Here is a 25,266-nt window from a genome sequence, read left to right on the forward strand (position 1 = left end):
TACTTTTACTGGAGGCCATTTTATGTACGGAACGGGAACAAAAAAGATGTTGAATATGCTCATTTTAGATATATTACGAGAATACTCTGATAGTGAGCATAGGTTATTACAGCAGGATATTATCGATTTACTTAAAACCAACTATGGAATGGACTGCGAAAGAAGAGCAGTTAAGAATAACATAGTTAGCCTTCAAGAGATGGGGTATGATATCGTCGCGAAGCAAGGCTATTATTTGAATACGCGTGATTTTACTGATGCAGAACTACGTCTGATGATAGATAGTATCTTTACTTCGGGAGCTATATCAGATAAGGATGCACATTCTTTGGTAAAGAAGTTAGAGCGATATTCTAATAAATTCTTCAAAGCACATGTATCGCATATTCATAGTACTTCCAGTGGAAAGAATGCGGATAACCAAAAGGTGATGAATTCTATAGCGGTTATTGATGAGGCTATTTCAAAGGGACGGCAGATATCCTTTTCGTATTTGCAATATGGAATAGACTTCAAACTTCATCCAAAGCGGGATTTTAAATATGATGTAAGTCCGTATCAGATGGTTAGCAATAGAGGGAAATACTATCTTATAGCCAATAATGCGGAGTATGAAGATTTATCTCATTACAGATTGGATAGAATCACAGATGTAGAGATACTAAAGGAAAAAGCTAAGCCAATTAAAAGTATTAAAGGATATGAAAATGGTCTTAATCTGAAAGAACATTTAGCAGAGCATTTTTATATGTATTCTGGGGATAGTATTCATATTAAGCTAAAAGCTCATGAAAATCTGATGGATAACTTGGTGGATAGCTTTGGAAAAGATTTTAGAGTTATTCCAGAAGGCGACGATGAGATTATTGTCAGTTTAAAATGCAATCCGGATACATTTTTCTATTGGGCTATGCAATATGGCTTGAATATAGAGGTACTTGAACCTGAGAGTATGCGAGAACGTATTAAAAATGCGTGCAAGGAAATAGAAAAGAAGTATCGCTAAAGACAGGAGATAGCATATGAGAACAGATGAAACTGTAAAAGTTAGGATACATAGAGGTGCTAAGCAGATAGGTGGTGTGTGCACTGAAGTATTTACAGATAATACGAGGCTACTGTTTGACATAGGCGCTCCACTAGAAGGAGAAGGTGATCAGGCTCGTCTTGATATTGATGGTGTCACTACCGGAAGTACTAATTGCGATGGTATCTTTCTCACACACTATCATGGCGATCACATTGGTGAAGTGGATTTTGTTGACGCAGCGATTCCAGTTTATATGGAAAAGCATGCCAGGAAGATTCTTGAGCTCCAACAGGATTATAGAAAAGGAGTAGTTGGAGCAGTATGGGCTGATACAGTAAATGAGATTGAAATTGGAAAGCCTTTAAAGATTAAGGATTTTACTATTACTGCATTAGAATCAGATCATTCCGCTGCTAATTCTGTAATGTACTTAATAGAGGCATATGGTAAAAGAATTCTTATTACTGGTGATTATCGTTTGCACGGTTTTTACAAGGATAAGGTTGAGACTTCACTAAAGAATATTGGACATATTGATTTGATGATTACGGAAGGTACAAATATCTCAAAAGATACAGCATCAAATATACCATATTTTACAGAACAAGCTTTAGTACCAGTTTTTACTGAAGCATTTACAAAGTATAAATATGTTTTCTTACTGGCATCTTCATCACAGTTAGATAGAATTGCATCATTTTCAAGATGTGTGCCAGATGGAAAGTATAGGATTACAGATAGATATCAGTATGATTTGATACAAATTTATGATGAGGATAGAGATGAACAGTTTAAGTCTCGCAAGATACTGTATGATAGTGATTATGTGATGGAGAGGGCTGAAAAGGTTGGCTTTGGAATGGTTGTCAGAGCTAATCATCATTTCCCATTAATTGTAAAAGACTATTTTGAAAGACACCCTAAAGACACATGCTTAATTTATTCTATGTGGAGTGGGTATATAAAAAAATTTCCAAATATAAAGCAATTGATAGACTATGCTGGAGACAATTTGATTTGGGCACATGTTTCTGGTCATGTTACAAAGGAAGATTTAGAGCGGGCAATTGATATTGTTAGGCCAGATAAGGTGGTGGTGCATCATACAAAGTCAAACGACGAACAAGAATGCCAGATTAATCTAAGTGATAGAATTCAAAGACTAAATATAGAGGATGGGGAGCATATTTCTATATAAAAAGGAGGGGCAACATTTATGTGCGCATATTATAAAAAAACAATTGTAAAAAAAATGGATACTTACCCATTGGAAAATCTTTATCAATACCGATGTAGTACTACTGCAAAAACGAGTGACAAACATGGGAGCGTATTTTATTCCGAAGTAATGGCTGAATACGTTTTGAAAAGGGCAAATGAATTAAAGAGAATACAACGGGAAAATGTATGGAAAATAGAACCTAGTCCGGGGTTAAGCTATTTTAGTAAATATAGAACTAATATTGATAAAGCAAGAAAAGGTGATGATGGAAAGAATCATTTAAAAGATGATGATGAAAAAATCATTTGCCGACAAATGTATATTAATTCTAAAAATGGATTAGTTTATGACGGAATAGGAAAAATTATTGACTTTGAGACTCCATTAGCACATCTAAGAGAGGCAGACAAAGATCCTTATAGAACGCGCAAAGTAGGAAATGTGGATTTAATTTCTTTTTCATCTGAGAGCAAAGCTACAATATGGCTTTTAGAAGTAAAAAAAGAATTAAGTGATGAATCAATGTATAGATGTGTAATGGAGGGATTTTCGTATTTACAAACGATTGATCGAGCCCGATTCATTGAAGATCTCAAGAAGCATGTTTCATGGTTTGGATCTGTTCCTAAACCTATAGTTTTCAAGACGGCACCACTTATTGCGTATAAAGGTAAACAGTTTGAAGAGATGAATGAAGCAAAAAATGAACCAATGCTTCATCAAAAACTACTTGAATTGATGCGATTTTTGGATATTACAGTTTATTTTTCATACGAGATTAAAGCGGATTCCTTCAAAATAAGAAAACATTATATCTGATGGTAAAAGCAATGTGCGCTAAAAAGTACATTGCTTTTTTTATGATCAAACTGGAATAATATTACTAGGAGAATAGATTTAATGAATGATTTAGAACAAACCAAGCTTATCCTAGAAAACAGATTCTATGTCGAGATTTTTAATGCCATAAGCAAGTACCTTAAGGATAATCCTGACGTATTCGGGTGTGATGGAGATTATTGCTATCAGTATTTGTATGAACTGGGATTACGTGATTACAAGATTGTAGAGCTATATTATGTAGTGGATCAGGAAACGAGAATAATGGAGATAGTAGTAGAAACCAGTATAGAAGTTTTTGACATGTGGGATTATGGCTTGAACCGAAATATGACAGAGAAGCTACGCATCGGAGCTAATGTTGATTCAATGTATGAGAATTTTGAGGTTGTATACGTTGGTCAATACATAAGTAGCTTTTAATGAAGAAAAAGTAATTTTGCAATGTGCCAAAAATGGTGCATTGCTTTTTTTATTATGTGCATATAAAAGCACATTTCACATGATGCAGATGAATGATGGTGATAGCAAAATGGAGGAGATATACTATGCTATGTTATAACTTGAAACTGCAATACAAATCATTAAGAAAACTTGGTACTAAAGAAGATGATAGAGATAAAAAGAACGAATCACTTGAAAATAGGATGGCAATACTGAATGCAGAGATTTATTCTCATACATCGCACGATGATTTTTTTGCTTTTGCTTATAATGCAGATGATGAAAATATAGATTTTGCCATAGGTATATGGCCTGATAAGGTATCAGTTTTAAAGGTAAAAAAAATAATTATAAATGAAGCTGATAAAACGTATGGTGCTGAGGAGATATCTGCTTCTCCCATATCAGAGATAACCACAAAAGAGTATGGCCAGATGCTGGAAGATGCTGATAACAGAGATTATTTAAAACGGTCAGCAAGAAAGAATAAAAGGGATCTTGACTTTGATTTTTATGGTAATAGTTATTTTAAGTTAAACGAAACGGTAGTTACAAATGAGAAATTGAGCAAGAAAGAAGCAGTTTGCCGTGCTAGAGAAATAATGGCAGATGTGACTCTTTTTGATGAATTAGATCGAATTTATGCAAAGGGAAATGCTCGGAAGTTTTATGGGTATCCAGTTCATTACTGTATATCTTCTGGTAATAGAGATTCTGGGATGGAAATAATAAAGCTTTTAGTTCAAATGCTTTATAGTCAGGGTCGATTATTAAGTTCAAGAGTTAACTTGATTAGTCAAATCAAAGAAGGTTGCTATGATGAGAGTGATCTAGAGCATATTTGTAAACACGCTGATGGTGCTGCAATTGTAATTGATATGCGTGGTAGTGACGAAAACCATGGAAATTATGCTCAAAGCTATAAGAGAGTTATTAGGTATTTTTCTGAATTGGTTGAAGGATATTGTGAAAAGACGCTTTTTTTCTTTTTGGAAGAGTGTGAAAATCCAGGGTTTGCTAAAGAGTTATTGATTAAGACTGACGACTTTATGGATAGAATTGAGATACACGAAGGGGCAGGAAATCGGGAAGAGGCACTAGCATATCTTGATTATCTTGCGAAAGAAAGTACATTTTATAAATTCAAAGATGAAAGTTTAGAAAATTATTTACAAGCTGAGAGAAAAGTATATAAATGCTATGACGTGCATGCAGCTTTTAACAAATGGACTAGAGAAGTTCTAAAAAATAAAGTATATAGTTCCTACAAGGAATGTAAATGCATCGTAAAAAAAGAAGAAAAGAAAAAGAAAAAAAGTGCATACAAAGAATTACAGGAAATGGTAGGCCTTTCTGAAGTGAAGGCTTTGGCAGACCAAATCGTAGCATCCTATAAAATGCAGAGTATTCGTGATGGGTACGGGTTGAAGGATGGAGGAATATCTAAACATATGGTATTTACAGGAAATCCAGGAAGCGCCAAAACAACTGTGGCAAGACTTTTGACAGATATATTAACGGAAGAAGGTGTGCTAAAGACTGGAGCTTTAGTTGAGTGTGGAAGGGCAGATTTGGTCGGTCAATACGTTGGATGGACGGCTCGTGAAGTAAGAGATAAATTCAAGGAAGCAAGTGGAGGGGTACTATTTATTGATGAAGCATATTCCTTGGTGGACGATAGAAGAAGCTTTGGTGCGGAAGCAATAAATACTATTGTGCAAGAAATGGAAAACCACAGAGATGACGTAATTGTAATATTTGCAGGTTATCCAGATAAGATGGCTGATTTTTTGGATCAAAATGAAGGCTTGAGAAGTAGAATAGCCTTTCATATAGATTTTCCAGATTATAACGGTGAGGAACTTACCGACATTCTTAAGCTTATGGCAAAAAATAGGGGCTTGAAATTAGATAATAAAGCAATTGAAAAGTGTAAGAACATCTGTGAAAAGGCTTGTATTGAAAAGGAATTTGGAAATGGACGTTTTGTAAGAAATCTTTTGGAGCAAGCAGTGTTGAAGCAATCTCAGAGACTATATTCAACATATAAAGACAAAGAAATACCTAAGTCAAGTGTGGAGAAACTGTTAGTTTCGGATTTTGATGTAAATCTATCCGATGCATGTCTTAAGAAAAAGGCTAATGAAATAGGATTTGCTGTTTGATGTGTCAAAGTAAATTATTTGTGTCGAGACTTCAATTGTATTGGAAAAATTTTAAGAATGACATTACTTGTCATCTTTATTTGGTACCTTTGATAGGTCACTATTGTATAATTTCTCTGAGTTCTTCTAAAATATGTCTTACTTCTGGCGCCAATTTCTGGGCTTATTTACAGCATCTTCCTTATCGCTGGCCCTAGCATAAATGTTAGTAGCTGCGATAGAAGCGTGTCCCATATGGTTTTGAAGAACCAGAATATCGTGTTCAGACTTATAAAACTCCATAGCAAAGCTAGAGCGAAGCTTGTGTACGCTGATATCATTGTGGTGAAGCGACGCTCTAACGTATTAATTGTCTATGAATAAAATCGCCTTATTAGCCAAATCGAAAACTTAATAACCATTCATCCTATAAAATATAGAGATTGCTATTTACCTACTAAAAGAGTATGCTTTTAGAAAATAAGAGAAGGGGGATAGTAACAATGATTTCAAGAGATGAAGCTTTTAAATTACTGAAAAAATACAACAAGGATTCTTTTCATATTCAACACGCATTAACCGTTGAAGCTGTTATGAAATGGTATGCAAATGAACTTGGTTATGCAGATGAAGAGGAATATTGGGGAATTGTTGGACTTTTACATGATATAGATTTTGAATTGTACCCTGATGAGCATTGTTTGAAAGCTCCAGAATTATTAAAAGAGGGTGGTGTGAGTGATGATATTATTCATGCAATATGTTCACACGGATATGGAATTACTGTTGGTTGCGGAGAAACTATAGATGTAGAGCCAATAAGAGAGATGGAAAAAGTACTCTTTGCAGCTGATGAGCTGACAGGACTTATTTGGGCGGCAGCTCTAATGCGACCATCTAAGAGTACTAAAGATATGGAACTAAAATCTCTTAAGAAGAAATATAAAAGCAAAGGGTTTGCTGCAGGATGCTCACGAGAGGTTATAGAACGTGGTGCAAATCAGCTTGGCTGGGAGCTTAACGATTTGTTAGATAAAACATTGCAAGCAATGGCAGCTAGTGAGGATACTATTAACAAGGAAATGTTAGCGGGGTAAAGGCTTATGAAATCCATCCTTATTAAAGATACAACACGAGAAGAACGCGAAGAGATTATAAAAGCATCTCTTGATTGTGGAGGCGGCTGTGAAAACTGTTCGTCTTGTTGGCTTGGTGGCGGTAGTCCTTGGGATATTTACCAGGACTATATAGATGGAAAACGTGAAATTAGTGATATTAATAAGGATTATATGTCTATATACCGTCAGGATAGGCAAATAAAATAGGCAAATAAAATAGGTATATTTATGAAAGAAGCTCCAGATATTATAAATTCAACCGAACAAGAACGGCGCGATTATATAAAGCAAATATTTCCATGTATTGCAGATTGCGATATGTGTGGGCTTTGCAAAGTTTTTCACGGAAAAGATGCAGAAACAGCTTATGATGATTATATCTCAGGGATTCGGTCATTTTTAGATGTCTCAGCGGATTACAAAAGATGACTTAGACACATCCATTTAACAAACTTGTTAATGTCGTTTGGAGTGATGGCATTTAGGTTTTCTATAGTAAGATATAAAGTTAAGCCTGATGCATTTGAAATTGTAGAGGGATTGAAAAATGAGCACTTACTTAGGTAAGTGCTTTTAGGATAATCATTCTGGGCCTCATTTTACTGAGGCTCATTTTTTTATAGGATGTGTTCATTTTTTTTGAAACAGTGGTTGCTATTATTACTTCATCAAGTGATTTCAATGGAGGAAAAAAAGATGAATAATAATATAAATGGAAATACATTAAAAGAGCAAATTAGAAAATGGCTTTCAAACGTTAAGCTTGAAGAATTCTGTGCTGAAATAGAAAGTAAGGTAATAGGACAAAAAACAATAAACAGAATCTTAGCAAATATTCATAGTTACTTATATTGTGTAGCTTATAATAAGCCAATTAATCATAATATGCTTTTAGCGGCACCTTCTGGGACAGGTAAAACGGAAACCTATAGAGTAATAAAAGCATATTTCAAGAATCATATACCACTACTACCGGTTAATATATTTGACGTATCTCAAGTTACACCAACTGGATATAAGGGGGAAGATGTCAAGAATATTCTTGCACCATATTTTTGACAAAAAGTTATATTGTAAAATTTGATTTTCCATGACCTTTTCCCCTCTGACGGAGCTATAACAGGTATCCAAAGGAGATGAAAGAAGCTATAGTAGCTAGACTTTATTCTTGTATTAAAGGATGAATTTGGCCCATCGGCTATTGAGCTTTTAGAGCTTGTTAAGACTGTAAATGCTACAGAGGTTGCAATTAGACTGGCTTTTTGTGTTATGAAAAAGTTTTACTGACATTTTAAAAAATTAGCCCGTATAATGAATTATGATTCAAATGAAGGAGGAAACCATTTATGAAATTTGCTATGTTATGTTGGACCTTTGGGTTCTTTGGGGAATTTCTACATCTGTTATAGGAGTTGTATTAACAAAGCAAAAAAGGAGATTTATAGATGGAATTTAAGACAGTTATAGAATCAAGAGAGTCTGTTCGTAAGTACAGTAATCAGAAACCAAATGAAGAACAGGTTAAATATATTTTAGAAGCGGGACGTATGGCGCCAACTGCTTTCAATAAACAGCCACAACGCATATATATATTAAAAAGTGAAGAAGCACTTCAAAAAATGGATAGTGTTCATCCTTGCCGTTATGGAGCACCTATGGTTATATTGGTATGTGCTGACAAGGATGCTGCTAGTAATTTTAAAAAAAAAAACTGTTTTTTGGATTTAGGATATCGCTCTGATGATTTTAAAAGTCTTTTAGGCAATAAGAAAAGAAATTCCTTAGATTCAATGATTAATACTTTATAGGCACGGAATAATACGTAATCAATTCAATCATATACCTTTGTCCAATAACTTACCCTTCTGTGATATATTTAAGTTCAAGTCATTTTATTTGAGTTCAATTTATGCTATAATTGAACTCAAATAATAGTGAATGAATAAATCGTAGGAGATTTCATTATGAGGAATTTTGATTATAAAAAACTGAGCCAGCAAACGTGGGATAATGACATCTTGCTTTTGTGCTCAAAAATTCATGAATGTAAGGGAAGACAGGACTTATTTGTTCGTCAGAAGCCTGCTCAATTAAATCGTCTAATTGAAATTGCCAGGATTCAAAGTACAGAAGCATCTAATAGCATTGAAGGAATTGTTACAACTAGTACAAGAATTAAACAGCTAGTAAACGATAAAACAACACCCAAGAACAGGGATGAGAAAGAAATTCTTGGTTATAGAGATGTTTTGAACACCATACACGAAAGTTATGAATATATAGATATATCTCCTAATCACATTTTACAGCTGCACAGAGATTTGCTAAAATATGCAGGTTTTACATATGGGGGCAGTTTCAAAAATACTCAGAACTATATCAAAGAAACACGACCAGATGGAAGCGAAGTAATCAGATTTACACCAGTTCCACCATATGAGACGCCTAAAGCAATAGAAGATATTTGTAGGAGTTATGCAGAAACTGCTGCTCTAGAGATTGTAGATCCGTTGATATTAGTACCTGCCTTTATCTGCGATTTTCTGTGTATACATCCATTTAACGATGGTAATGGTAGAATGAGTAGATTATTAACATTGCTGTTGCTTTATAAAAATGGATATGCTGTTGGAAAATATATCAGTATAGAAAAGCAAATTGAAAAGACAAAAGATGTGTATTATGACGTTCTTCAGGAAATTGATTACGGCTGGCATGAAGAGAAAAATGATCCAACACCATTTATAAAATATATGTTACAGGTAGTACTTGCATCATATTTAGAATTTGAGGAGCGTGTTGGTGTGATGGATGATACAGGTGTAAAAAGTTCCTCATATGATGTTGTTAAGGCGTATGTAGAAACTAAAATTGGAAAATTTACTCCAGCGGATGTTTTAGCCAATTGTCCTGGCGTAGGTCGTACATCGGTGTTTAATGCGTTAAAAAAGCTAAATGAAGAAGGCTTTATAGATAAACACGGTGAAGGAAAAGGGTCATTCTATGTACAAAAGAGTGAATCTATTTGGTAAGTTCAAACTCAAACAAAAGAGTTCAAATGTAATGGCATTTGAACTCTTTTGTTTGATAATCTAGTTTAGTCAATTTTATTTTCGCGCCAATTCCTTGGCATCAATCCTGGCTTCCTTATCTGAAATATAGTGATTGGAAGTATCAATATTACTATATGGACTACATGTTACATACTGCATAAAGTGGAATATTTACCATCCAATCTTGTTTTTCATCAATCCATAAAGGATATTTCCAAGTATTATTCCGCTTAATGTCTGAAGGCTAAGGGTTAGAAGAGTAGATAGTGCATAAGCAAGGCCAAACATTGGTATTTTTATAAGTGTATATAAGGCTATGTGTACAAGTCCTCCAATTATAGCTCCAATCCAAAGGTTGTATTTAAAGTTCTTAAATAACTTAAATGCAATAAATCCCATCACAAGGACCCAGGCTGCTTTAAAAGCCATTGTAGGCAATACCCAAGCTGTGTATCCGCCGATAAAATCGGCAAGGCCAGCGCCTAATGCTCCCGCTATAGCACCTTTTTTGGTACCGAGCAGGCATGTTGCAAGAATAATCATGCAATCCCCTAAATGAGTGTATCCAAAGGCTGTTGGAATCTTAAAATAAAAGGTCCCAATAAATACTAAAGCAATCATAAGCCCAACTACAGCAATATCTTTTTGATTATATCTAGTCTTTTCCATGAATGTATCCCCCTAATCTAAAAGTGATCCTAAAAAGTTCTTTGCATTGTTATAGAATATGTTCTCATAATCCTTTTCTTTTAATGGGCAAGAAAGAATCTTTTGGATTTCCACCTCTGGTGCATGAAATGGCGTATCTAGTCCAAACATAACTCTGTCATTTCCCACGTTTTTATAAGCATTGAAAATCTGAGCAGTCATTGAAGTGCCTGAAGTTTCAAGCCATATATTTTTATATCTTTTAGCAATAGTCTGAGCTGCCTCAACATATATTCCATGGCCATGCCCCATATGAAGCATTACAAATTTACATTTTGGATGTCGCTCTGCTAAAAGCCCTATCTGCCAAGGCAATGAGAAAGGTTCATGTCCTGAATGCACAAAGAAAGGCACATTATAGGATTCACAGATTTCAGCTACTGGATCTACTATTGGAGAATCAGCAGCATAGCCATCGAATAAAGATTGTATCTTTGCCCCCTTGCAGCCTTTATCACGAATTAAATATTCTAGTTCGTCATAGGCAGCTTGTTCTTTTGTGCAATCAACCCAAGGCACTGGAATAATCTTGTCTTTAGCTTTTTCATAAGCTTCTAGAATATCCGCGTTTTTAGAAGAATCAGAAGGGCATAAGACTGTCTTTTCTATATTAAATTTATCCATCAAATCAATAACTAAATTAATATCCCCACTAAAGTTAAATGGATTACCCCAAGTTCCAATATGCGAGTGCATATCAATCTTTTTAAAATCAGTAAATTCATACATAACAAGTTCTCCTCCTTTTGTTGGAGAAAATATTATATGATTCCTGTGCACTTTGAAATATCTAGTTTTGATTATTTTTTAGGGGTCAGTTTCAAAGGACTTCGTTATAAATATAATTTATAAATCATTCTCATTTTTTCCTGAGATATAAACAGTTGACCAGATAGTAGAATAGATTTATATTTACTACAAGATTATAAGAAGGGGGAATTAATAATGAAGAATAATTTTTCTACAAAAACAATTGTTGCTACTGGATTAGGTGCGGCCTTATTCCTAGTATTATTTATGTTTGTAAAGGTGCCTTCTCCAGTGCCAGAGACTAATCTGCAGATTGCTTATGGCGTATCTAGTTTTTTTGCAGCCTTGTTTGGTCCAGTTGCAGGACTTTTGGTAGCATTTGTAGGACATGCACTTTCTGATTTTATTCAGTATGGCTCACCATGGTGGAGCTGGGTTGTGGCATCAGGTGTTAGCGGATTTATTTCAGGATTTGCGGCAAAGAAAGTATCATCTGCAGTAGAAGAAGGAAGATTTGGAAAAACAGAAATCATTTTCTTTACAGTATGGGTTGTAATAGCCAATGCAATTGCTTGGATTCTGGTTGCGCCTGTCCTTGATATTGTTTTATATAGCGAGCCAGCAAATAAAGTATTCATTCAGGGAGCAACAGCTTTTGTTGTGGATGCCATTGTTTCTGTAATCGTAGGCATTATACTTTTGAAGGCTTATTCTGCTACAAAAACAAAAAAAGGAAGCCTGGCAAAAGAAGATTAAGCTAAGAAATAAAGGGGGAGGCTGAGAGGCCTTCCCTATTTTTTATTGAGGTTAGTATTGATGAATGATGTTTTAGTAGAATTTAGAGATTATAGCTTTCAGTATTTTGAACAGAGTCAGCCCACCCTTAAAAACATAAATTTGAAAATTAAAAAAGGGGAAAAGGTACTGATACTTGGACCTTCTGGCTCAGGAAAAAGTACTCTTGGCAACTGCATAAATGGACTGATTCCGTTTGCCCACAAGGGAAAGATAGATGGAAAGCTATTTGTGGATGGAATAGAAAATAAAAATTCCAGCTTATTTGAACTGTCCAATCATGTGGGAACGGTTCTTCAGGATAGCGATGGACAGTTTATTGGACTAAGTGTTGGCGAAGATATTGCCTTTGCCCTAGAGAACGATATGGTTGAGCAATCACTGATGCATGAACGTGTGCAGAAAATTGCCAACATTGTTGATATGGGGCAGCTGTTAAACCAAAATCCCCACGATTTAAGTGGAGGTCAAAAACAGAGGGTATCATTAGCAGGAGTTATGGTTGATGATGTAGACATTCTTCTTTTTGATGAACCTCTTGCGAACCTTGATCCTAAGACTGGAAAAATAGCAATTGAGCTTATTGATTCCATTTCCCAAAATGATAAAACTGTCATCATAATAGAACATCGCTTGGAGGATGTGTTACACAAAAAGGTTGACAGGATTGTAGTGATGAATGATGGCTCCATTGTTATGGACGACACTCCAGATAATGTGCTTTCCAGCGATATTTTGCAAAAATACGGTATACGAGAGCCTTTGTATTTGACTGCAGCAAAATATGCCAAGATTGATATTGTGCCTGAACTGAAGCCTGCATATTTGGAAACCTTTAATGTAGAACTATGCAAGGACAAAATTAGAAGCTGGTATGAATCAAATCATGTCCGGGAACAAAAGGAAAATAATTCACCACTTTTGGAAATTAAAAACATATCCTTTTCTTATGACGGTAAAAGACCAATTCTTCAAAACGTAAATGCGATAATTAATGAAGGAGAAATGGTAAGTATAGTTGGCAAAAATGGAGCCGGAAAAACAACGCTTTCTTCTATTCTTTGTGGGTTCATAAAGCCTGACGAGGGCACTGTACTCATGGAAGGCAAAGACTTATCACAATACTCTATTTCTGAGCGAGCCGAGTATATTGGAATAGTAATGCAAAATCCTAATCAGATGATTTCGAAGACAATGATTTTTGATGAGGTTGCATTTGGTCTTAGAATAAGGAATGTTGATGAGGACGAAATAAAAGAAAAGGTTCATGCAGTTCTAAAAATCTGTGGATTATATGAATTTAGAAATTGGCCAATAAGTGCTTTAAGCTTTGGACAAAAAAAGAGGGTTACGATTGCTTCGATTTTGGTATTAAATCCTAAAATACTTATTTTGGATGAGCCAACTGCAGGGCAGGATTTCTTCCATTATTCAGAAATTATGGAATTCCTTAGAAAGCTAAATGAGAATGGGCAGACTATTCTGCTAATAACCCATGACATGCATTTAATGCTTGAATACACAAATAGAGCAATAGTTATATGTGATGGAAAGAAGCTTGCAGACAAAAAATCCTATGAGGTATTGTGTGACCTAGATTTAACAGAAAAGGCAAATCTAAAGGAAACCTCATTATTTGATTTAGCGTTGAAGGCTGGAATTGATGATCCATTAAGCTTTGTGGAGTGTTTTATTCATTATGACAGGAGGGTTAGAAGAAATGAAAATTAAGGTCTTTTCTTACAGCAGTCTTGATACCCTTATTCATAAAATGTCTGGACTTTCAAAGCTTATATGTTTTTTGCTGCTTACAACAGCAATTATGGCTACGTATGATATTAGAATAATTATTGGCATCATGATATTTTCCTATGCAATGATGAAAATATCTCAAATACGGTTTTCTCAAATCAAAATGATGCTAATTTATGTAGGGATTTTTCTTGTATTTAATTTTATTCTGACCTTTTTATTTGCTCCAAAGTTTGGAGTTGAGATATATGGTACAGAGCACGTTTTAGTTAATGGCCTTGGAAATTATGACATTACAGTAGAACAGCTTTTTTACCAGATTACCAAGACGGCGAAATATCTGTCTGTAATACCGCTTGGTATTATTTTCATATTAACCACCAATCCAAGTGAATTCGCATCTTCACTAAATAAAATAGGTGTAAGCTATAAAATATGTACCTCATTGTCTTTGACCCTTAGATATTTTCCTGATGTGGCAAGTGATTATAACACAATATCACTAGCTCAGCAGGCTAGAGGTCTGGATATGAGTAAAAAAGCAAAAACCTCCGAGCGAATAAAAAATGTAGCTGCCATTTTAGTACCTCTTATTATGACAACCATGGATAGAATTGACATAATATCTAATGCAATGGATTTGCGTGGTTTTGGAAAGCATAAAAAGCGAACCTGGTATGCAGCCAAGCCTTTGAGAAAGGTTGATTATATAGGAATATTGATTTGTTTATTAATATTTTTACTTACATTATGGGTGAGATTTTTTATTAATAAAAGTATCTATTACAACCCATTCATATAATTAGGAGGAAAAGTGATGCAGGAAGTTTTACCAATTATGGTTTTTCAAACAGATTTTACATATAAGGAGGGGGCAGTAGCTGCAATGTACGGGGCAGTGCGCAGTGTTTCAAGGGATGTTGAAATAGTGACTGCTACCCACGAAATCCCACAATATGATATATGGTCCGCTTCCTATAGATTGCAGCAATATGTGCAATTTTGGCCTAAGGGAACAGTTTTTGTCAGTGTTGTTGATCCTGGAGTTGGAACCAGTAGAAAGGCATGTGTGGCACTGACTAATGACGGATATTATATTGTTACACCAGATAATGGAGCACTCACCCATATAAAAGCAAAGCACGGAATAAAAGAGGTCAGGGAAATTGATGAAAGTATAAATCGCTTAAAACAAACAGAAGGAACATCAGTATTTCACGGAAGAGATTTGTTCGGCTATTGTGGTGCCAGATTGGCTTCTGGAATAATTTCTTATGAGCAGGTTGGCAATGAATATAGTGTAGACGATATTGTAACACTTGATATTTCAACACCTGAAGGCAGCGAGGGATATCTCAAGGGGATAATAGAAATAGATGACCCCAATTTTGGAAATTGCTGGTCGAATATTCCTGTGGCAGAAATGTTTGAGAATGGTTTTTCCTATGGAGATGATGTGGCAATAACTGTTACTAAGGATGGAAAAAAGCTTTATGACCAAATTACCAGATTTGGTAAAACCTTTGGAGATGTAAAAAAGGGTGATGCTATTCTTTACAACAATGAATTGATGAATGTGTCACTTGCTCTTTCACAGGGAAGCTTTATGGAAAAATATAAGGTTTACTTTGGACCAGAATATATTATAGAAATCAGGAAGGTAAAATGATATGAGTAAGTTATTAGTTTTTCAAAGCGATTTTGGATTATCAGACGGTGCCGTTGCTGCCATGTACGGAGTAGCACTATCAGTTGAGCCTACTCTTAAAATCTACAATCTTACTCACGATATACCACCCTTTGACACTTTTGAAGCATCCTACAGATTGTTTCAGGCTGTTCCATTTTGGCCAAAGGGAACTGTCTTTGTTACAGTAGTAGACCCTGGTGTTGGAAGTGAAAGACGAAGTATTGTTGTCAAAACAAAAAGAGGGCAGTATATTGTTACTCCTGATAATGGCTCCATATCACATGTTAGCCGTGTAATTGGTATTGAGTCGGTAAGAGAAATCAGTGAGGAAGTTGGAAGGAGAAAGAATAGTGAGAATTCATATACGTTCCATGGAAGGGATGTGTATGGCTACACGGGAGCCCTTCTTGCTTCAGGTCAAATTTCTTATGAAGATATTGGATCAGAGATACCTGTAGAAGAAATCGTCATAATGCAAGGCATGTATCCAGAAATTGGTGAAGATTTCATTGAAGGAAATATTGAAACCTTAGATGTACGATTTGGCTCATTGTGGACAAATATTGGACGAGAAGCCTTTGAAAAGATGCCATTTAAGGCTGGTGATTTGGTGGACGTGACAATTACCAGGGGGGAAACAACCATATACCATTCTTTCGTGCAGTATGTTAATACCTTTGCTGATGTTAAAATTGGAGAAGCATTAATATATGCTAATTCAATGGATTATATGGCTCTTGCAATAAACCAGGGAAGCTTTGCCAAGGCCTATAATATCGGAACAAGAGACCCTTGGAAAATCAGATTTTCAAAAATCTCATAAGATAAATTTCAATCAAACATAAACATCAAAGCTGCTGCTTTTCCATACAGTAGACACCTTGTTCATGCTACTGTTGTCTACATTGACCTTTTCAATTGTGGAACATTTTGGATTTGAAGCAGCCTTTTGATATGCCGACATAAATGAGGTGCCTGTGGTTATTTTTGAGCCATAGGCATCTTTTAACAAATAGATATTTGAAACATCCATAATCTAAATCCTTTTTCAGCTATTACTAAATACCGTGAGATATTATGGATTCTTTGTCTGAAAGGCATATGCGAGCAAAGTGAAGATGAGCTGAAAATTGGATGATTACTAGCTGAGAATAATTGTGATAATCCCCGCCGAAAAATCTCACTTCAATTAAAATAAAACACTTTAAAAACTTAATACTTAAGTCTAATATGAGAAGGTAAATATAGTTATTAATGGGAGGTTATATTATGCAAAAATGGTCCAGATTACTATATCAGCCTTCTCTTCCTTTATATGGAGATAGAAGAGTTACAGGCTGTGATGAGCATATTGCATTGTCAAGAAAAGCTGCGGAAGAGGGAATGGTTCTTTTGGAAAACGATGGAATTCTTCCTCTGAAAAAGGAGCAGCCATTGGCATTGTTCGGTAAGGCCAGTGTTGATTATGTAAAAGGTGGCGGTGGCTCAGGTGATGTATATTGTAAATACGTACATAGTCTTTATGATGGCTTGAAGGCTAATGGCGTATCAGTGTACGAGCCATTAATAGATTTCTATAGAGATGATTTGAAAAAGCAGTATGAAAATGGCAGAGTGCCAGGTATGACTGCTGAGCCAAAGGTTTCGGCTGATTTGGTAAAGGGTGCTACCGCATTTACGGATACAGCTGTTATTTTGATTAATCGTTTTTCTGGCGAAGGCTGGGACAGAAGCGATGTAGAATGCAACAATGAGTACAATCCTTGGGAGACAGAAACAAGCATGCCAAAGATTGCAGGAGAGATTTTCCCTGATGGTGATTTCTATCTCACGAAGGAGGAAAAAGAGCTTGTTGCTACAGTAAAGAAGAATTTCAAGAAGGTAATTGCAGTACTGAATATTGGCGGAGTAATTGACCTTCGCTGGCTTAAAGAGGGTGGAATAAATGCCGCTCTTTACATGGGCCAGGGTGGTATGGAAGGCGGCGATGCAGCAGCCAAAGTTCTCCTTGGTTTGGTAAATCCATCTGGTCGTCTTGTAGATACATTTGCTGGTGAACTTGAGGATTATCCTTCTACAGCAGGCTTCCATGAGTCATTTGATTACGTTAATTACAACGAAGATATTTACGTAGGATATAGATATTTCCTTACAATTCCAGAAGCAGATAAAAAGATTATTTATCCTTTTGGATACGGATTGAGCTACACCAGCTTTGAAAGCAACATTGTTTCAATGTCACTTTGTGATGATACATTCTATTTCACAGTAAAGGTTACAAACACAGGAGATAAGCCTGGCAAAAATGTGGTGCAGCTTTACTACAGTGCGCCACAGGGCAAGCTTTTCAAGCCGGCTAGAGAGCTTGGAGATTTTGCAAAGACAAAGTGCTTAGAGCCAGGAGAGAGCCAGATTATTTCTCTATCTGTAAGTAAATATCAGATGTCTTCATTTGATGATTTAGGCAAGGTTAGGGATGCAAGCTATGTACTTGAAAAAGGTGAGTACAGATTCTGCCTTGGCAATAATTCAATGGATGTGGCAAAGGTAGATTTGGTTTGGAACAACGAGGAAGATGAGGTTATACAGGAGCTTTCTCACAAGCTTGCACCAGTTGAGTTAAAAGAAAGAATGCTTTCTGATGGTTCTTATGAGGCGCTTCCTCAGGGCCAGCATAAGGATATCAACGAAAGCGTTATTACAAAGATGGAGCCTGGTACAGAGGAAGGCCTTACACCAGTTGTACGTAGCAGAGATAGCTACTGCCTGACTACTCCATTTAAAAAGGATGCACACATTTTTGCTGAAGTTGCTGAGGGCAAAATTACTTTAGATGAATTCGTTGACCAGCTTTCGCTAGAAGATTTAATGAACCTAGTGGGTGGTCAGCCTAACACAGGTGTTGCAAATACTTTTGGATTTGGAAATCTTCCAGAATATGGTGTGCCTAGCGCAATGACAGCAGATGGTCCAGCCGGTGTTAGAATCGCACCAGAGACAGGAATCCTCACTACAGCATTTCCATGTTCAACACTTTTGGCATGCACTTGGAACGAGCATCTTCTTGCAAAGGTAGGAAAAGCAGGAGGCGAGGAGCTTAAAGAAAACAACCTGGCTGTATGGCTAACTCCTGCAATAAACATTCACCGCAGTCCACTTTGTGGTAGAAATTTCGAGTATTATTCTGAAGACCCAATTGTTGCAGGACGTCTTGCAGCAGCTTTGGTAAATGGTATTCAAAGCAACAATGTTGGTGCATCGGTTAAGCATTTTGCATGCAACAATAAGGAGACAAACAGAAAACACAGTGATTCACGAGTTTCAGAGAGAGCTCTTAGAGAGATTTATCTCAAAGCCTTTGAAATCGTTGTAAAGACTGCAAAGCCATACACAATCATGAGTGCTTACAACGCAATCAATGGTGAGCGTGCTTCTGAGAGTCACGATTTGCTTACAGGAATCCTTCGTGATGAGTGGGGATTTGAAGGCATGGTTACATCTGACTGGTGGACAAGAGGCGAGCATTACAAAGAGTCAAATGCAGGCAACGACCTTAAAATGGGAAATGGCTACACAGACCGCTTGAAGGCCGCTGATGAAAAGGGCGCTCTTGACCATGAACAGTTAAAGCTCAATGCAAAGAGAATATTAAATACAATTTTGAAGTTCGACTAATTTCGGGCAAGAAAAAAGGACACCTAGTTAAAAAGGTGTCCTTTTGCTTTAATTCTTGAGGCTGTCATATTCGATGGATACGAGGCTGTCGCCGTCGAATACGAAGACGAGAGTCATTGTGTCGGTTGCGTATTTCATGGAGCCGGTAGCTTCTTCGGTTGGGTCACCGTAGGCTGCGATGATGTCGTCTCGAGAGCTTGAGAGGTCGATGCCTTCGGCTGTGGCTACATTGTCTGTACGAAGGAGTACGTAGAGGATTAAGTCTGTGTCTCCATCTGGGTATGTCTGGATTTCGAAGTCGTTGTATGTGTAGAGCTTTCCGATGCCTTCGGCGGCGCAGCTTGGTGATTCGAAGTATGAGTTTGGCTCGCCAAGTGCTTCAACGATAGGTGCTGCATCGGCATCTACAGGGATTGTTGTGCCGTTGTATGAGAATACGTAGCCGCTGTTTGATGCTTCTGTAGTGGATGTAGTGTTGCTTGATTCGATGACTTTTGTGTCGCTAGAACCTCCGCATGCAACAAGTGAAAGTGCAGTAGTTGCGATTAACGCAAATGCGATAATTTTGTTTCTCATTTTGTTAGTTCTCCTTTATGTAAATTCATTATTTGCTACTGAATAGTTGGATACTTGCTAGGGTCATAATTGTGCGTGTTGTTGTGGGCGTTTGAGTATTCCCATAGGTCGGCGTCATGCCAATAGAATATTTTTGTGCCATCCAGTTGTAAGTTTGGATCGAAGTGATACCATCCTTCACCAATGTCAATTAATAACCAGTAGTGTCCGCGAAAATCACGTATTTTTTCGATTTCCATATTCTTAATGCCGAGCCTGTTGAGCATGACTTCGGCGGTTTTCTGCTTAACAGTGCAATCACCGATACGGTTATGAAGACCTTTGTAGGCCGCAGAATAGAGGTCATCTATTCCGGCTGACTCGGAATATTGAATATTGTCAACTACCCAATCAAAAACAGCTTTTGCTTGCTCTTTTTTTGTCATTTCATCAGTAATAATTTCGGCTAGAACTTCATCAGCCATTGCATTAACGTTTTCTTCTGTGGCTTCGGCAATTTTAGCGGAGACTATTTTTACAGTTGTAGTTTCTGTGGTTGTGTTGCCAGCAGAATCTGTGGCGATATATGTCAAATTATATGTGCCACGTTTGTCTACGTTTACTTCTGAACTATCTACCTCAAGAGTAGGGTTCTCGTCCAAATCATCGGTTACTTCTACATTCTTTTTATAAGAAACTGTATCGCCCTGGGTGATTTCAATTGGTTCTACACCTGTAATAACAGGTGGTGTGGAATCCTTCCTAACGGTACAAGGGATAGTTGCAGTGGTTTGATTGCCAGATGCATCTGTGACAACTATAGTGGCATCGAATGAGCCTTCTGTTGTAAAGTCGTATGATTCGGCAAAATCAATGGTGCAGTTGCTCACATCGTTTACAGATTCAACTAAATCAGCGGCGGTTGGAACATCAGCTGTGGTGTACATATCGATAGAGTCTGCTGAAAGAGTAACAGTAGGCGCTGTGGTATCCTGCACATGCAAGGTGGAGGTAAAGGAGCGTTCCCTTCCTCTTGAATTCGTACATATGATAGTAAGCTCATAATCACCTGGTACATTTGGATCAAAAACAGAATCATCTGAAAACCTTGCGGAAGTGGTTGGATCCTTTAGAAATTCTGTTACATCGCAATCTGAGGTACCGGCTTCAACAAAAACTTCGGAATATACAAGGTCCGAGTGGTTTGTAACGTATATTCCAAGGATGATAGCGGTAGTAACAAATAGAATTGCAGGTGTTAGAATAAAAATAATAAATATTTTCTTTTTCATAATCATTCTACCTATAAATATATATTTAATTAAAAAAAATTATAGTTCATTTTCCCTTAAAAACAAAGCATTCGTAAAAGAAAATGCTAGTTATAAATAAAATTGATAGCTAGCTATTAAATCTAGGTATAATGAACCGTATTGAAGTGAAGTTTATGGTGTGTTAAAGTCTCATTCATAAACAAATACGAAACAAAACCCCAATATAAATAATGGGCTTGAAGGAGGAGACAAATATGAAAAACAACTTATTAAAGAAGATTACTAGCGTATCATTAGCAGGTGTTGTATTGGCTGGGGCACTTGTAGGTTGCGGAAGCTCAGATGCAGCTGCAGACACATCATCAGAGGAGACAACAGAAAGCACAGAGGCTGCTGAGTCAACAGCTGATCTTGAGACAATCACAGTTGCAGCATCGGCTACACCACATGCAGAGATTCTTGAAGCTGCAAAGCCATTACTTGCAGAGCAGGGATACGATTTACAGGTTACAGTATTCGAAGATTATGTACAGCCAAACGAGGTTGTAGAGTCAGGGGATTTTGATGCAAACTACTTCCAGCATGTACCTTATCTTGATAGCTTCAACGAGGAGCACGGAACACATCTTGTAGATGCTGGTGATATTCACTATGAGCCATTCGGAATTTACCCTGGCACAAAGTCATCACTTGATGATGTAGAAGATGGTGATGTTATTGCAATTCCAAACGACACAACAAACGAAGCTAGAGCACTTTTACTTCTTCAGGACAATGGTCTTCTTACATTAAAGGATGGCGTTGGTCTTGAGGCAACAGTTAACGATATCACAGAGAACCCATACAACCTTGAATTCCAGGAGCTTGAAGCAGCTCAGGTAGCACGTGTAGTTGGTGAGGTTTCTTATGTAGTTCTTAATGGTAACTATGCACTTGAGGCAGGCTACTCAGTTGCTAAGGATTCAATCGCATATGAGGCTTCAGATTCAGTTGCAGCTGAGACATATGTAAACATCATCGCTGTATACGAAGGACATGAGAACGACGAAAAGATTCAGGCTCTTGTATCAGTACTTAAGTCTGATGAAATCAAGAAATTCATCGAGGATACATATGATGGAGCAGTAGTATTCTACGAAAAATAAGTCGTATACTTGACCAATATAAAGACAAAGGTTAATCTAAACAAGTGTAGTATTACTACACTTGTTTTTACTTTTGATTACTAAAAATAAAGGAAAAAATATGAACGAAATTGTTGTAAAAAACTTATCGAAAACCTTCGATCAGTCAGAGACAAAGGTCGATGCGTTAAAAGACATTAATCTTACAATTGAAACAGGTGATATTTATGGAATCATCGGTATGTCAGGTGCTGGTAAAAGTACCCTTGTAAGATGCTTTAACTTTTTAGAGAGACCAACAAGCGGAGAGGTTTGGATTGGAGACAAGAATCTTGGTGCGCTTTCAGAGGCTGAGCTTAGAGCTGAGCGTAGCCAGATTGCTATGATTTTCCAAAGCTTCAATCTTCTTATGCAGAAAAATGTTTTGGATAACATCTGTTTTCCACTTCGTCTTCAGAAGGTTTCAAAAGCAGATGCCAGAAAAAGAGCAAAGGAATTACTTGAAGTAGTAGGCCTTGCCGACAAAGCAAAGGCATATCCAGCTCAGCTTTCAGGTGGTCAGCGTCAGCGTGTGGCTATTGCTAGAGCTCTTGCAAACAACCCTAGAATTCTTCTCTGTGATGAGGCAACATCAGCCCTCGATCCACAGACAACAGCTTCTATTTTAGAGTTGCTTAGAGATATCAATAAAAAGTATGGTATTACAATCGTTGTAATCACTCACCAGATGTCAGTTGTATCTGAAATCTGTAACAAGGTTGCAATCATTGAAAAGGGCCAGGTTGTTGAAAATGGATTTGTAGAGGATGTATTTAATCATCCAAAGTCAAGTGCGGCTAGAGAGCTTATCCTTCGTGGTGATAGCGAAAAGTCTGGTGGCACAGTAGAGACTCTCAATGGCGAAAGAAAGATCAGAATCGTATTTACGGAGAACTCTTCTTTCGAGCCTGTTATTGCAAACATGGTATTAAAATTCCAGACTGCAGTTAACATTCTTCGTGCAGACACAAAGAATGTTGGCGGTTTTGCAAAGGGTGAAATGATTCTTGGACTTCCAGAGGATGAACAGCTTCAGGAGGATATCATTATTTATCTTAAGGAAAGAGGCCTTGAAATTGAGGAGGTGACTGGAGATGTTTGATTCACAGGTTATTAATATGATTTTAGAGGGTATTCGCGATACTCTTTACATGACAATTGTTTCTACTCTAATTGCATATGTTTTAGGATTACCACTTGGAATTCTTCTTAAGGTCACAAGCAAGGATGGCCTTAAACCTAACGGAGTAGTTTATAGAATTTTGGATGTTATATGTAACGTAGTTCGTTCAATACCATTCCTTATTCTTCTTATTTTATTAATTCCATTTACAAGATTTGTTGTTGGAAAGAGCTACGGCTCAACAGCCACAATTGTTCCTCTTGTAGTTTGTGCTGCACCTTATATTGCACGTATGGTTGAATCTTCTCTTAATGAAGTGGACCCAGGTGTTATTGAGGCTGCTAAGTCAATGGGCGCTAGCAACTGGGATATCGTGTTTAAGGTAATGCTTGTTGAGGCACGTACTTCTCTTATTGTTGGTGCTACAATCACAACTGGAAATATCCTTGGATATTCTGCAATGTCTGGTACAGTCGGTGGTGGCGGACTTGGCGATATCGCCGTTCGTTACGGATATTACAGATGGCAGACAGATATTATGATTGTTACGGTTATTCTTTTGATTATCTTATTCCAGATTATTCAAAATGTTGGAATGAAAGTTGCTAGTAATTTAGATAAGAGAAAGTAGTTTGAATATGATCAAATTAATCGCCACAGATGTAGATGGTACATTAGTTAAAGATGGATCATCTGAAATTTATCCTGAGTTTATTGAAAAGATAAAAGAGCTTAGAGAACAGGACATCATTGTTTGCATTGCTAGTGGACGACAATCTACCAGCGTTGAAAGAATGTTTGATGAAATCAAAGATGATTTGATTTTCATAGCAAGTAATGGCGCGCACGTTAAATGTAGAGGTGTGGATATTCACGTTGCAGAAATGAACTGGGAATACGTGAAGGGACTTACACATGAACTCAGAGAAACACCAGGCTGCAACATTATTTGGGAAGGCCCTGGCGTTACTTATATTGAGCCAGGAAATGATGAAAGCTTTATCAAGCTTCTCACCGAAGGATATCGTAATCACGTAGAGGAAGTAGAAGATATCCTTACAGCCGGCAAAAAGATTATCAAAATATCAGCATTTAATAGACCATCTATTCGTGACCTTGGTGAGGGCAAAATCATTCCAGAATGGAAAGACAAAGTAAAGGCTACAATGGCTGGAGAAGACTGGATTGACTGTATGGATAAGTCAGTTGATAAAGGCGCAGCCCTTGGCTTTATACAAAGAATCTTTGATATTTCACCAGAGGAAACAATGGTGTTTGGCGACAACAATAACGACATTGGTATGCTTGATGTTGCAAAGCATAGCTATGCAGTAGCATCTGCCCCAGATGTTGTTAAAGAGCATGCAAATAACATATGTCCATCATGGGCTGAAAAGGGCGTATATCAGGTTTTGAAAGATTTTGATTTTCAATAATTATGAATAAATAGAAGGAGCACTCCGAATGATTGGAGTGCTCTTTTTTACAGGTTTTCCTCTCCCCATTTTTTTAGCTGCAGAAGAATAGGTATCATAGATTTAGCTTTGTCAGTGAGAGTGTACTCTACCCTTACTGGCATTTCATCGTACTGAGTGCGATGAACCAATCCATCGTTTTCTAATTCTTTTAGAGATTGAGCCAGCATAGTGTTTGTAATCCCAAATACTGAGCGGCGCAAATCTCCATATCTTACAATTTCGTTATTGTCGATGACACATAAAATCATGATTTTCCATTTGCCACCTACAATATTAAGTACTTTCTTTAATCCGCAGCCTTCTCCGGCGATTTCATCACATAATGGTTCTTTTTTCATAGTCAGTTTTTCCTTACTAGGTTAATAAAAATTGCGTACTTGATAAGTTTTTTGTACCATCTATAATAGGCATATCGGTTAAAAAATACAAGTAAAAAGTAAAAGGAAGTTTAA

General features: G+C 36.8%; 29 protein-coding genes. 22 read left to right on the top strand and 7 right to left on the bottom strand.

What is annotated here, in order from left to right:
* The first annotated feature begins 22 nt into the window (after nucleotides 1-22).
* From CRN97_RS09005 to CRN97_RS09025, 5 genes are all read left to right on the top strand, one after another.
* Nucleotides 23-1,006 carry a helix-turn-helix transcriptional regulator gene (locus tag CRN97_RS09005; protein ID WP_097076640.1) on the top strand — a complete coding sequence of 328 codons (984 nt, stop codon included), beginning with the start codon at nucleotides 23-25 and terminating at the stop codon, nucleotides 1,004-1,006.
* Between the two features lie 16 nt (nucleotides 1,007-1,022).
* The gene (locus CRN97_RS09010; RefSeq protein WP_097076641.1) at nucleotides 1,023-2,228 is read left to right on the top strand and encodes an MBL fold metallo-hydrolase; all 1,206 of its coding nucleotides are present in this window, start codon (nucleotides 1,023-1,025) and stop codon (nucleotides 2,226-2,228) included.
* 18 nt (nucleotides 2,229-2,246) lie between these two features.
* Nucleotides 2,247-3,071, top strand: a complete 825-nt coding sequence (locus tag CRN97_RS09015) for a hypothetical protein (RefSeq protein WP_097076642.1) — start codon at nucleotides 2,247-2,249, stop codon at nucleotides 3,069-3,071.
* Nucleotides 3,072-3,152: 81 nt separating this feature from the next.
* On the top strand, nucleotides 3,153-3,515 hold the full coding sequence (locus tag CRN97_RS09020; RefSeq protein WP_097076643.1) for a hypothetical protein: 363 nt from the start codon (nucleotides 3,153-3,155) through the stop codon (nucleotides 3,513-3,515).
* A 92-nt stretch (nucleotides 3,516-3,607) separates the two neighbouring features.
* Nucleotides 3,608-5,701 carry an AAA family ATPase gene (locus CRN97_RS09025; RefSeq protein ID WP_097076644.1) on the top strand — a complete coding sequence of 698 codons (2,094 nt, stop codon included), beginning with the start codon at nucleotides 3,608-3,610 and terminating at the stop codon, nucleotides 5,699-5,701.
* A 138-nt stretch (nucleotides 5,702-5,839) separates the two neighbouring features.
* Here the strand turns inward: CRN97_RS09025 and CRN97_RS09030 are convergent, their stop codons facing one another.
* A complete protein-coding gene (locus CRN97_RS09030; RefSeq protein WP_272867641.1) occupies nucleotides 5,840-6,016 on the bottom strand; it encodes a tyrosine-type recombinase/integrase in 177 nt (58 codons plus the stop codon).
* Nucleotides 6,017-6,183: 167 nt separating this feature from the next.
* On the opposite strand from CRN97_RS09030, the gene CRN97_RS09035 reads away from it, so the two are divergent.
* From CRN97_RS09035 to CRN97_RS09060, 7 genes are all read left to right on the top strand, one after another.
* Nucleotides 6,184-6,777 (top strand): HD domain-containing protein, encoded by a 594-nt coding sequence (locus CRN97_RS09035; RefSeq protein WP_097076646.1) that lies wholly within the window; start codon nucleotides 6,184-6,186, stop codon nucleotides 6,775-6,777.
* A gap of 6 nt (nucleotides 6,778-6,783) precedes the next feature.
* Nucleotides 6,784-7,005 carry a hypothetical protein gene (locus CRN97_RS09040; protein WP_072912303.1) on the top strand — a complete coding sequence of 74 codons (222 nt, stop codon included), beginning with the start codon at nucleotides 6,784-6,786 and terminating at the stop codon, nucleotides 7,003-7,005.
* Between the two features lie 21 nt (nucleotides 7,006-7,026).
* Nucleotides 7,027-7,227 carry a hypothetical protein gene (locus CRN97_RS09045; protein WP_097076647.1) on the top strand — a complete coding sequence of 67 codons (201 nt, stop codon included), beginning with the start codon at nucleotides 7,027-7,029 and terminating at the stop codon, nucleotides 7,225-7,227.
* Nucleotides 7,228-7,494: 267 nt separating this feature from the next.
* On the top strand, nucleotides 7,495-7,857 hold the full coding sequence (locus CRN97_RS09050) for a P-loop NTPase family protein (RefSeq protein ID WP_097076648.1): 363 nt from the start codon (nucleotides 7,495-7,497) through the stop codon (nucleotides 7,855-7,857).
* 259 nt (nucleotides 7,858-8,116) lie between these two features.
* Entirely contained in the window at nucleotides 8,117-8,254 is a 138-nt protein-coding gene (locus CRN97_RS14155; protein WP_179670726.1) for a hypothetical protein, read from the top strand.
* The gene (locus CRN97_RS09055) at nucleotides 8,244-8,606 is read left to right on the top strand and encodes a nitroreductase family protein (protein ID WP_097076649.1); all 363 of its coding nucleotides are present in this window, start codon (nucleotides 8,244-8,246) and stop codon (nucleotides 8,604-8,606) included. The genes CRN97_RS14155 and CRN97_RS09055 overlap by 11 nt, the downstream gene beginning before the upstream one ends.
* A gap of 156 nt (nucleotides 8,607-8,762) precedes the next feature.
* Nucleotides 8,763-9,830 carry a Fic family protein gene (locus CRN97_RS09060; protein WP_090477963.1) on the top strand — a complete coding sequence of 356 codons (1,068 nt, stop codon included), beginning with the start codon at nucleotides 8,763-8,765 and terminating at the stop codon, nucleotides 9,828-9,830.
* A 192-nt stretch (nucleotides 9,831-10,022) separates the two neighbouring features.
* Here the strand turns inward: CRN97_RS09060 and CRN97_RS09065 are convergent, their stop codons facing one another.
* Nucleotides 10,023-10,520: an ECF transporter S component gene (locus tag CRN97_RS09065; RefSeq protein WP_097076650.1), complete on the bottom strand. Its 498-nt coding sequence runs from the start codon at nucleotides 10,518-10,520 to the stop codon at nucleotides 10,023-10,025.
* A 12-nt stretch (nucleotides 10,521-10,532) separates the two neighbouring features.
* Nucleotides 10,533-11,288, bottom strand: coding sequence for an amidohydrolase family protein (locus tag CRN97_RS09070; RefSeq protein WP_028235459.1), 756 nt, complete (start codon nucleotides 11,286-11,288; stop codon nucleotides 10,533-10,535).
* 216 nt (nucleotides 11,289-11,504) lie between these two features.
* Here CRN97_RS09070 and CRN97_RS09075 point away from each other — a divergent pair, with 216 nt between their 5' ends.
* Genes CRN97_RS09075 through CRN97_RS09095 form a run of 5 tightly spaced genes read left to right on the top strand, consistent with a single transcriptional unit; the run spans nucleotide 11,505 to nucleotide 16,369 of the window.
* Nucleotides 11,505-12,065, top strand: coding sequence for an ECF-type riboflavin transporter substrate-binding protein (locus tag CRN97_RS09075; protein WP_097076651.1), 561 nt, complete (start codon nucleotides 11,505-11,507; stop codon nucleotides 12,063-12,065).
* 60 nt (nucleotides 12,066-12,125) lie between these two features.
* Nucleotides 12,126-13,835 carry an ABC transporter ATP-binding protein gene (locus CRN97_RS09080; protein WP_097076652.1) on the top strand — a complete coding sequence of 570 codons (1,710 nt, stop codon included), beginning with the start codon at nucleotides 12,126-12,128 and terminating at the stop codon, nucleotides 13,833-13,835.
* On the top strand, nucleotides 13,825-14,658 hold the full coding sequence (locus CRN97_RS09085) for an energy-coupling factor transporter transmembrane component T family protein (RefSeq protein ID WP_097076653.1): 834 nt from the start codon (nucleotides 13,825-13,827) through the stop codon (nucleotides 14,656-14,658). Before CRN97_RS09080 ends, CRN97_RS09085 begins: the two co-directional genes overlap by 11 nt.
* Nucleotides 14,659-14,673: 15 nt before the next feature.
* On the top strand, nucleotides 14,674-15,525 hold the full coding sequence (locus CRN97_RS09090) for an SAM hydrolase/SAM-dependent halogenase family protein (protein ID WP_090479403.1): 852 nt from the start codon (nucleotides 14,674-14,676) through the stop codon (nucleotides 15,523-15,525).
* 1 nt (nucleotide 15,526) lies between these two features.
* Complete coding sequence (locus CRN97_RS09095; protein WP_097076654.1) at nucleotides 15,527-16,369, top strand: SAM hydrolase/SAM-dependent halogenase family protein; 843 nt, start codon at nucleotides 15,527-15,529, stop codon at nucleotides 16,367-16,369.
* Nucleotides 16,370-16,381: 12 nt separating this feature from the next.
* Here CRN97_RS09095 and CRN97_RS09100 read toward each other — a convergent pair whose 3' ends face one another.
* Complete coding sequence (locus CRN97_RS09100) at nucleotides 16,382-16,579, bottom strand: hypothetical protein (RefSeq protein WP_097076655.1); 198 nt, start codon at nucleotides 16,577-16,579, stop codon at nucleotides 16,382-16,384.
* Nucleotides 16,580-16,815: 236 nt separating this feature from the next.
* Between CRN97_RS09100 and CRN97_RS09105 the strand changes: the two genes are divergently transcribed.
* A complete protein-coding gene (locus CRN97_RS09105; RefSeq protein WP_097076656.1) occupies nucleotides 16,816-19,221 on the top strand; it encodes a glycoside hydrolase family 3 protein in 2,406 nt (801 codons plus the stop codon).
* A 48-nt stretch (nucleotides 19,222-19,269) separates the two neighbouring features.
* On the opposite strand, the gene CRN97_RS09110 is transcribed toward CRN97_RS09105, so the two are convergent.
* On the bottom strand, nucleotides 19,270-19,797 hold the full coding sequence (locus tag CRN97_RS09110) for a hypothetical protein (RefSeq protein WP_097076657.1): 528 nt from the start codon (nucleotides 19,795-19,797) through the stop codon (nucleotides 19,270-19,272).
* 35 nt (nucleotides 19,798-19,832) lie between these two features.
* The gene (locus CRN97_RS09115) at nucleotides 19,833-21,068 is read right to left on the bottom strand and encodes an immunoglobulin-like domain-containing protein (protein ID WP_179670727.1); all 1,236 of its coding nucleotides are present in this window, start codon (nucleotides 21,066-21,068) and stop codon (nucleotides 19,833-19,835) included.
* 236 nt (nucleotides 21,069-21,304) lie between these two features.
* On the opposite strand from CRN97_RS09115, the gene CRN97_RS09120 reads away from it, so the two are divergent.
* From CRN97_RS09120 to CRN97_RS09135, 4 genes are all read left to right on the top strand, one after another.
* The gene (locus CRN97_RS09120; RefSeq protein WP_097076659.1) at nucleotides 21,305-22,195 is read left to right on the top strand and encodes a MetQ/NlpA family ABC transporter substrate-binding protein; all 891 of its coding nucleotides are present in this window, start codon (nucleotides 21,305-21,307) and stop codon (nucleotides 22,193-22,195) included.
* Nucleotides 22,196-22,295: 100 nt separating this feature from the next.
* Nucleotides 22,296-23,315 carry a methionine ABC transporter ATP-binding protein gene (locus CRN97_RS09125; RefSeq protein ID WP_097076660.1) on the top strand — a complete coding sequence of 340 codons (1,020 nt, stop codon included), beginning with the start codon at nucleotides 22,296-22,298 and terminating at the stop codon, nucleotides 23,313-23,315.
* Nucleotides 23,308-23,967: a methionine ABC transporter permease gene (locus CRN97_RS09130; protein ID WP_074790022.1), complete on the top strand. Its 660-nt coding sequence runs from the start codon at nucleotides 23,308-23,310 to the stop codon at nucleotides 23,965-23,967. The genes CRN97_RS09125 and CRN97_RS09130 overlap by 8 nt, the downstream gene beginning before the upstream one ends.
* A 7-nt stretch (nucleotides 23,968-23,974) precedes the next feature.
* The gene (locus CRN97_RS09135; RefSeq protein WP_097076770.1) at nucleotides 23,975-24,772 is read left to right on the top strand and encodes a Cof-type HAD-IIB family hydrolase; all 798 of its coding nucleotides are present in this window, start codon (nucleotides 23,975-23,977) and stop codon (nucleotides 24,770-24,772) included.
* Between the two features lie 47 nt (nucleotides 24,773-24,819).
* On the opposite strand, the gene CRN97_RS09140 is transcribed toward CRN97_RS09135, so the two are convergent.
* Nucleotides 24,820-25,152: a winged helix-turn-helix transcriptional regulator gene (locus tag CRN97_RS09140; RefSeq protein WP_033151655.1), complete on the bottom strand. Its 333-nt coding sequence runs from the start codon at nucleotides 25,150-25,152 to the stop codon at nucleotides 24,820-24,822.
* Nucleotides 25,153-25,266: the final 114 nt, after the last annotated feature.

It is taken from the genome of Pseudobutyrivibrio ruminis DSM 9787 (assembly GCF_900218035.1).
GTDB classification, from domain to species: domain Bacteria; phylum Bacillota; class Clostridia; order Lachnospirales; family Lachnospiraceae; genus Pseudobutyrivibrio; species Pseudobutyrivibrio ruminis.

Bases quoted from the DNA above. Each gene is read 5' to 3' on its own strand.
- CRN97_RS09005 (WP_097076640.1), top strand. From the start codon at position 23: ATGTACGGAACGGGAACAAAAAAGATGTTGAATATGCTCATTTTAGAT.
- CRN97_RS09010 (WP_097076641.1), top strand. From the start codon at position 1,023: ATGAGAACAGATGAAACTGTAAAAGTTAGGATACATAGAGGTGCTAAG.
- CRN97_RS09015 (WP_097076642.1), top strand. From the start codon at position 2,247: ATGTGCGCATATTATAAAAAAACAATTGTAAAAAAAATGGATACTTAC.
- CRN97_RS09020 (WP_097076643.1), top strand. From the start codon at position 3,153: ATGAATGATTTAGAACAAACCAAGCTTATCCTAGAAAACAGATTCTAT.
- CRN97_RS09025 (WP_097076644.1), top strand. From the start codon at position 3,608: ATGATGGTGATAGCAAAATGGAGGAGATATACTATGCTATGTTATAAC.
- CRN97_RS09035 (WP_097076646.1), top strand. From the start codon at position 6,184: ATGATTTCAAGAGATGAAGCTTTTAAATTACTGAAAAAATACAACAAG.
- CRN97_RS09040 (WP_072912303.1), top strand. From the start codon at position 6,784: ATGAAATCCATCCTTATTAAAGATACAACACGAGAAGAACGCGAAGAG.
- CRN97_RS09045 (WP_097076647.1), top strand. From the start codon at position 7,027: ATGAAAGAAGCTCCAGATATTATAAATTCAACCGAACAAGAACGGCGC.
- CRN97_RS09050 (WP_097076648.1), top strand. From the start codon at position 7,495: ATGAATAATAATATAAATGGAAATACATTAAAAGAGCAAATTAGAAAA.
- CRN97_RS14155 (WP_179670726.1), top strand. From the start codon at position 8,117: ATGATTCAAATGAAGGAGGAAACCATTTATGAAATTTGCTATGTTATG.
- CRN97_RS09055 (WP_097076649.1), top strand. From the start codon at position 8,244: ATGGAATTTAAGACAGTTATAGAATCAAGAGAGTCTGTTCGTAAGTAC.
- CRN97_RS09060 (WP_090477963.1), top strand. From the start codon at position 8,763: ATGAGGAATTTTGATTATAAAAAACTGAGCCAGCAAACGTGGGATAAT.
- CRN97_RS09065 (WP_097076650.1), bottom strand. From the start codon at position 10,520: ATGGAAAAGACTAGATATAATCAAAAAGATATTGCTGTAGTTGGGCTT.
- CRN97_RS09070 (WP_028235459.1), bottom strand. From the start codon at position 11,288: ATGTATGAATTTACTGATTTTAAAAAGATTGATATGCACTCGCATATT.
- CRN97_RS09075 (WP_097076651.1), top strand. From the start codon at position 11,505: ATGAAGAATAATTTTTCTACAAAAACAATTGTTGCTACTGGATTAGGT.
- CRN97_RS09080 (WP_097076652.1), top strand. From the start codon at position 12,126: ATGAATGATGTTTTAGTAGAATTTAGAGATTATAGCTTTCAGTATTTT.
- CRN97_RS09085 (WP_097076653.1), top strand. From the start codon at position 13,825: ATGAAAATTAAGGTCTTTTCTTACAGCAGTCTTGATACCCTTATTCAT.
- CRN97_RS09090 (WP_090479403.1), top strand. From the start codon at position 14,674: ATGCAGGAAGTTTTACCAATTATGGTTTTTCAAACAGATTTTACATAT.
- CRN97_RS09095 (WP_097076654.1), top strand. From the start codon at position 15,527: ATGAGTAAGTTATTAGTTTTTCAAAGCGATTTTGGATTATCAGACGGT.
- CRN97_RS09100 (WP_097076655.1), bottom strand. From the start codon at position 16,579: ATGGATGTTTCAAATATCTATTTGTTAAAAGATGCCTATGGCTCAAAA.
- CRN97_RS09105 (WP_097076656.1), top strand. From the start codon at position 16,816: ATGCAAAAATGGTCCAGATTACTATATCAGCCTTCTCTTCCTTTATAT.
- CRN97_RS09110 (WP_097076657.1), bottom strand. From the start codon at position 19,797: ATGAGAAACAAAATTATCGCATTTGCGTTAATCGCAACTACTGCACTT.
- CRN97_RS09115 (WP_179670727.1), bottom strand. From the start codon at position 21,068: ATGAAAAAGAAAATATTTATTATTTTTATTCTAACACCTGCAATTCTA.
- CRN97_RS09120 (WP_097076659.1), top strand. From the start codon at position 21,305: ATGAAAAACAACTTATTAAAGAAGATTACTAGCGTATCATTAGCAGGT.
- CRN97_RS09125 (WP_097076660.1), top strand. From the start codon at position 22,296: ATGAACGAAATTGTTGTAAAAAACTTATCGAAAACCTTCGATCAGTCA.
- CRN97_RS09130 (WP_074790022.1), top strand. From the start codon at position 23,308: ATGTTTGATTCACAGGTTATTAATATGATTTTAGAGGGTATTCGCGAT.
- CRN97_RS09135 (WP_097076770.1), top strand. From the start codon at position 23,975: ATGATCAAATTAATCGCCACAGATGTAGATGGTACATTAGTTAAAGAT.
- CRN97_RS09140 (WP_033151655.1), bottom strand. From the start codon at position 25,152: ATGAAAAAAGAACCATTATGTGATGAAATCGCCGGAGAAGGCTGCGGA.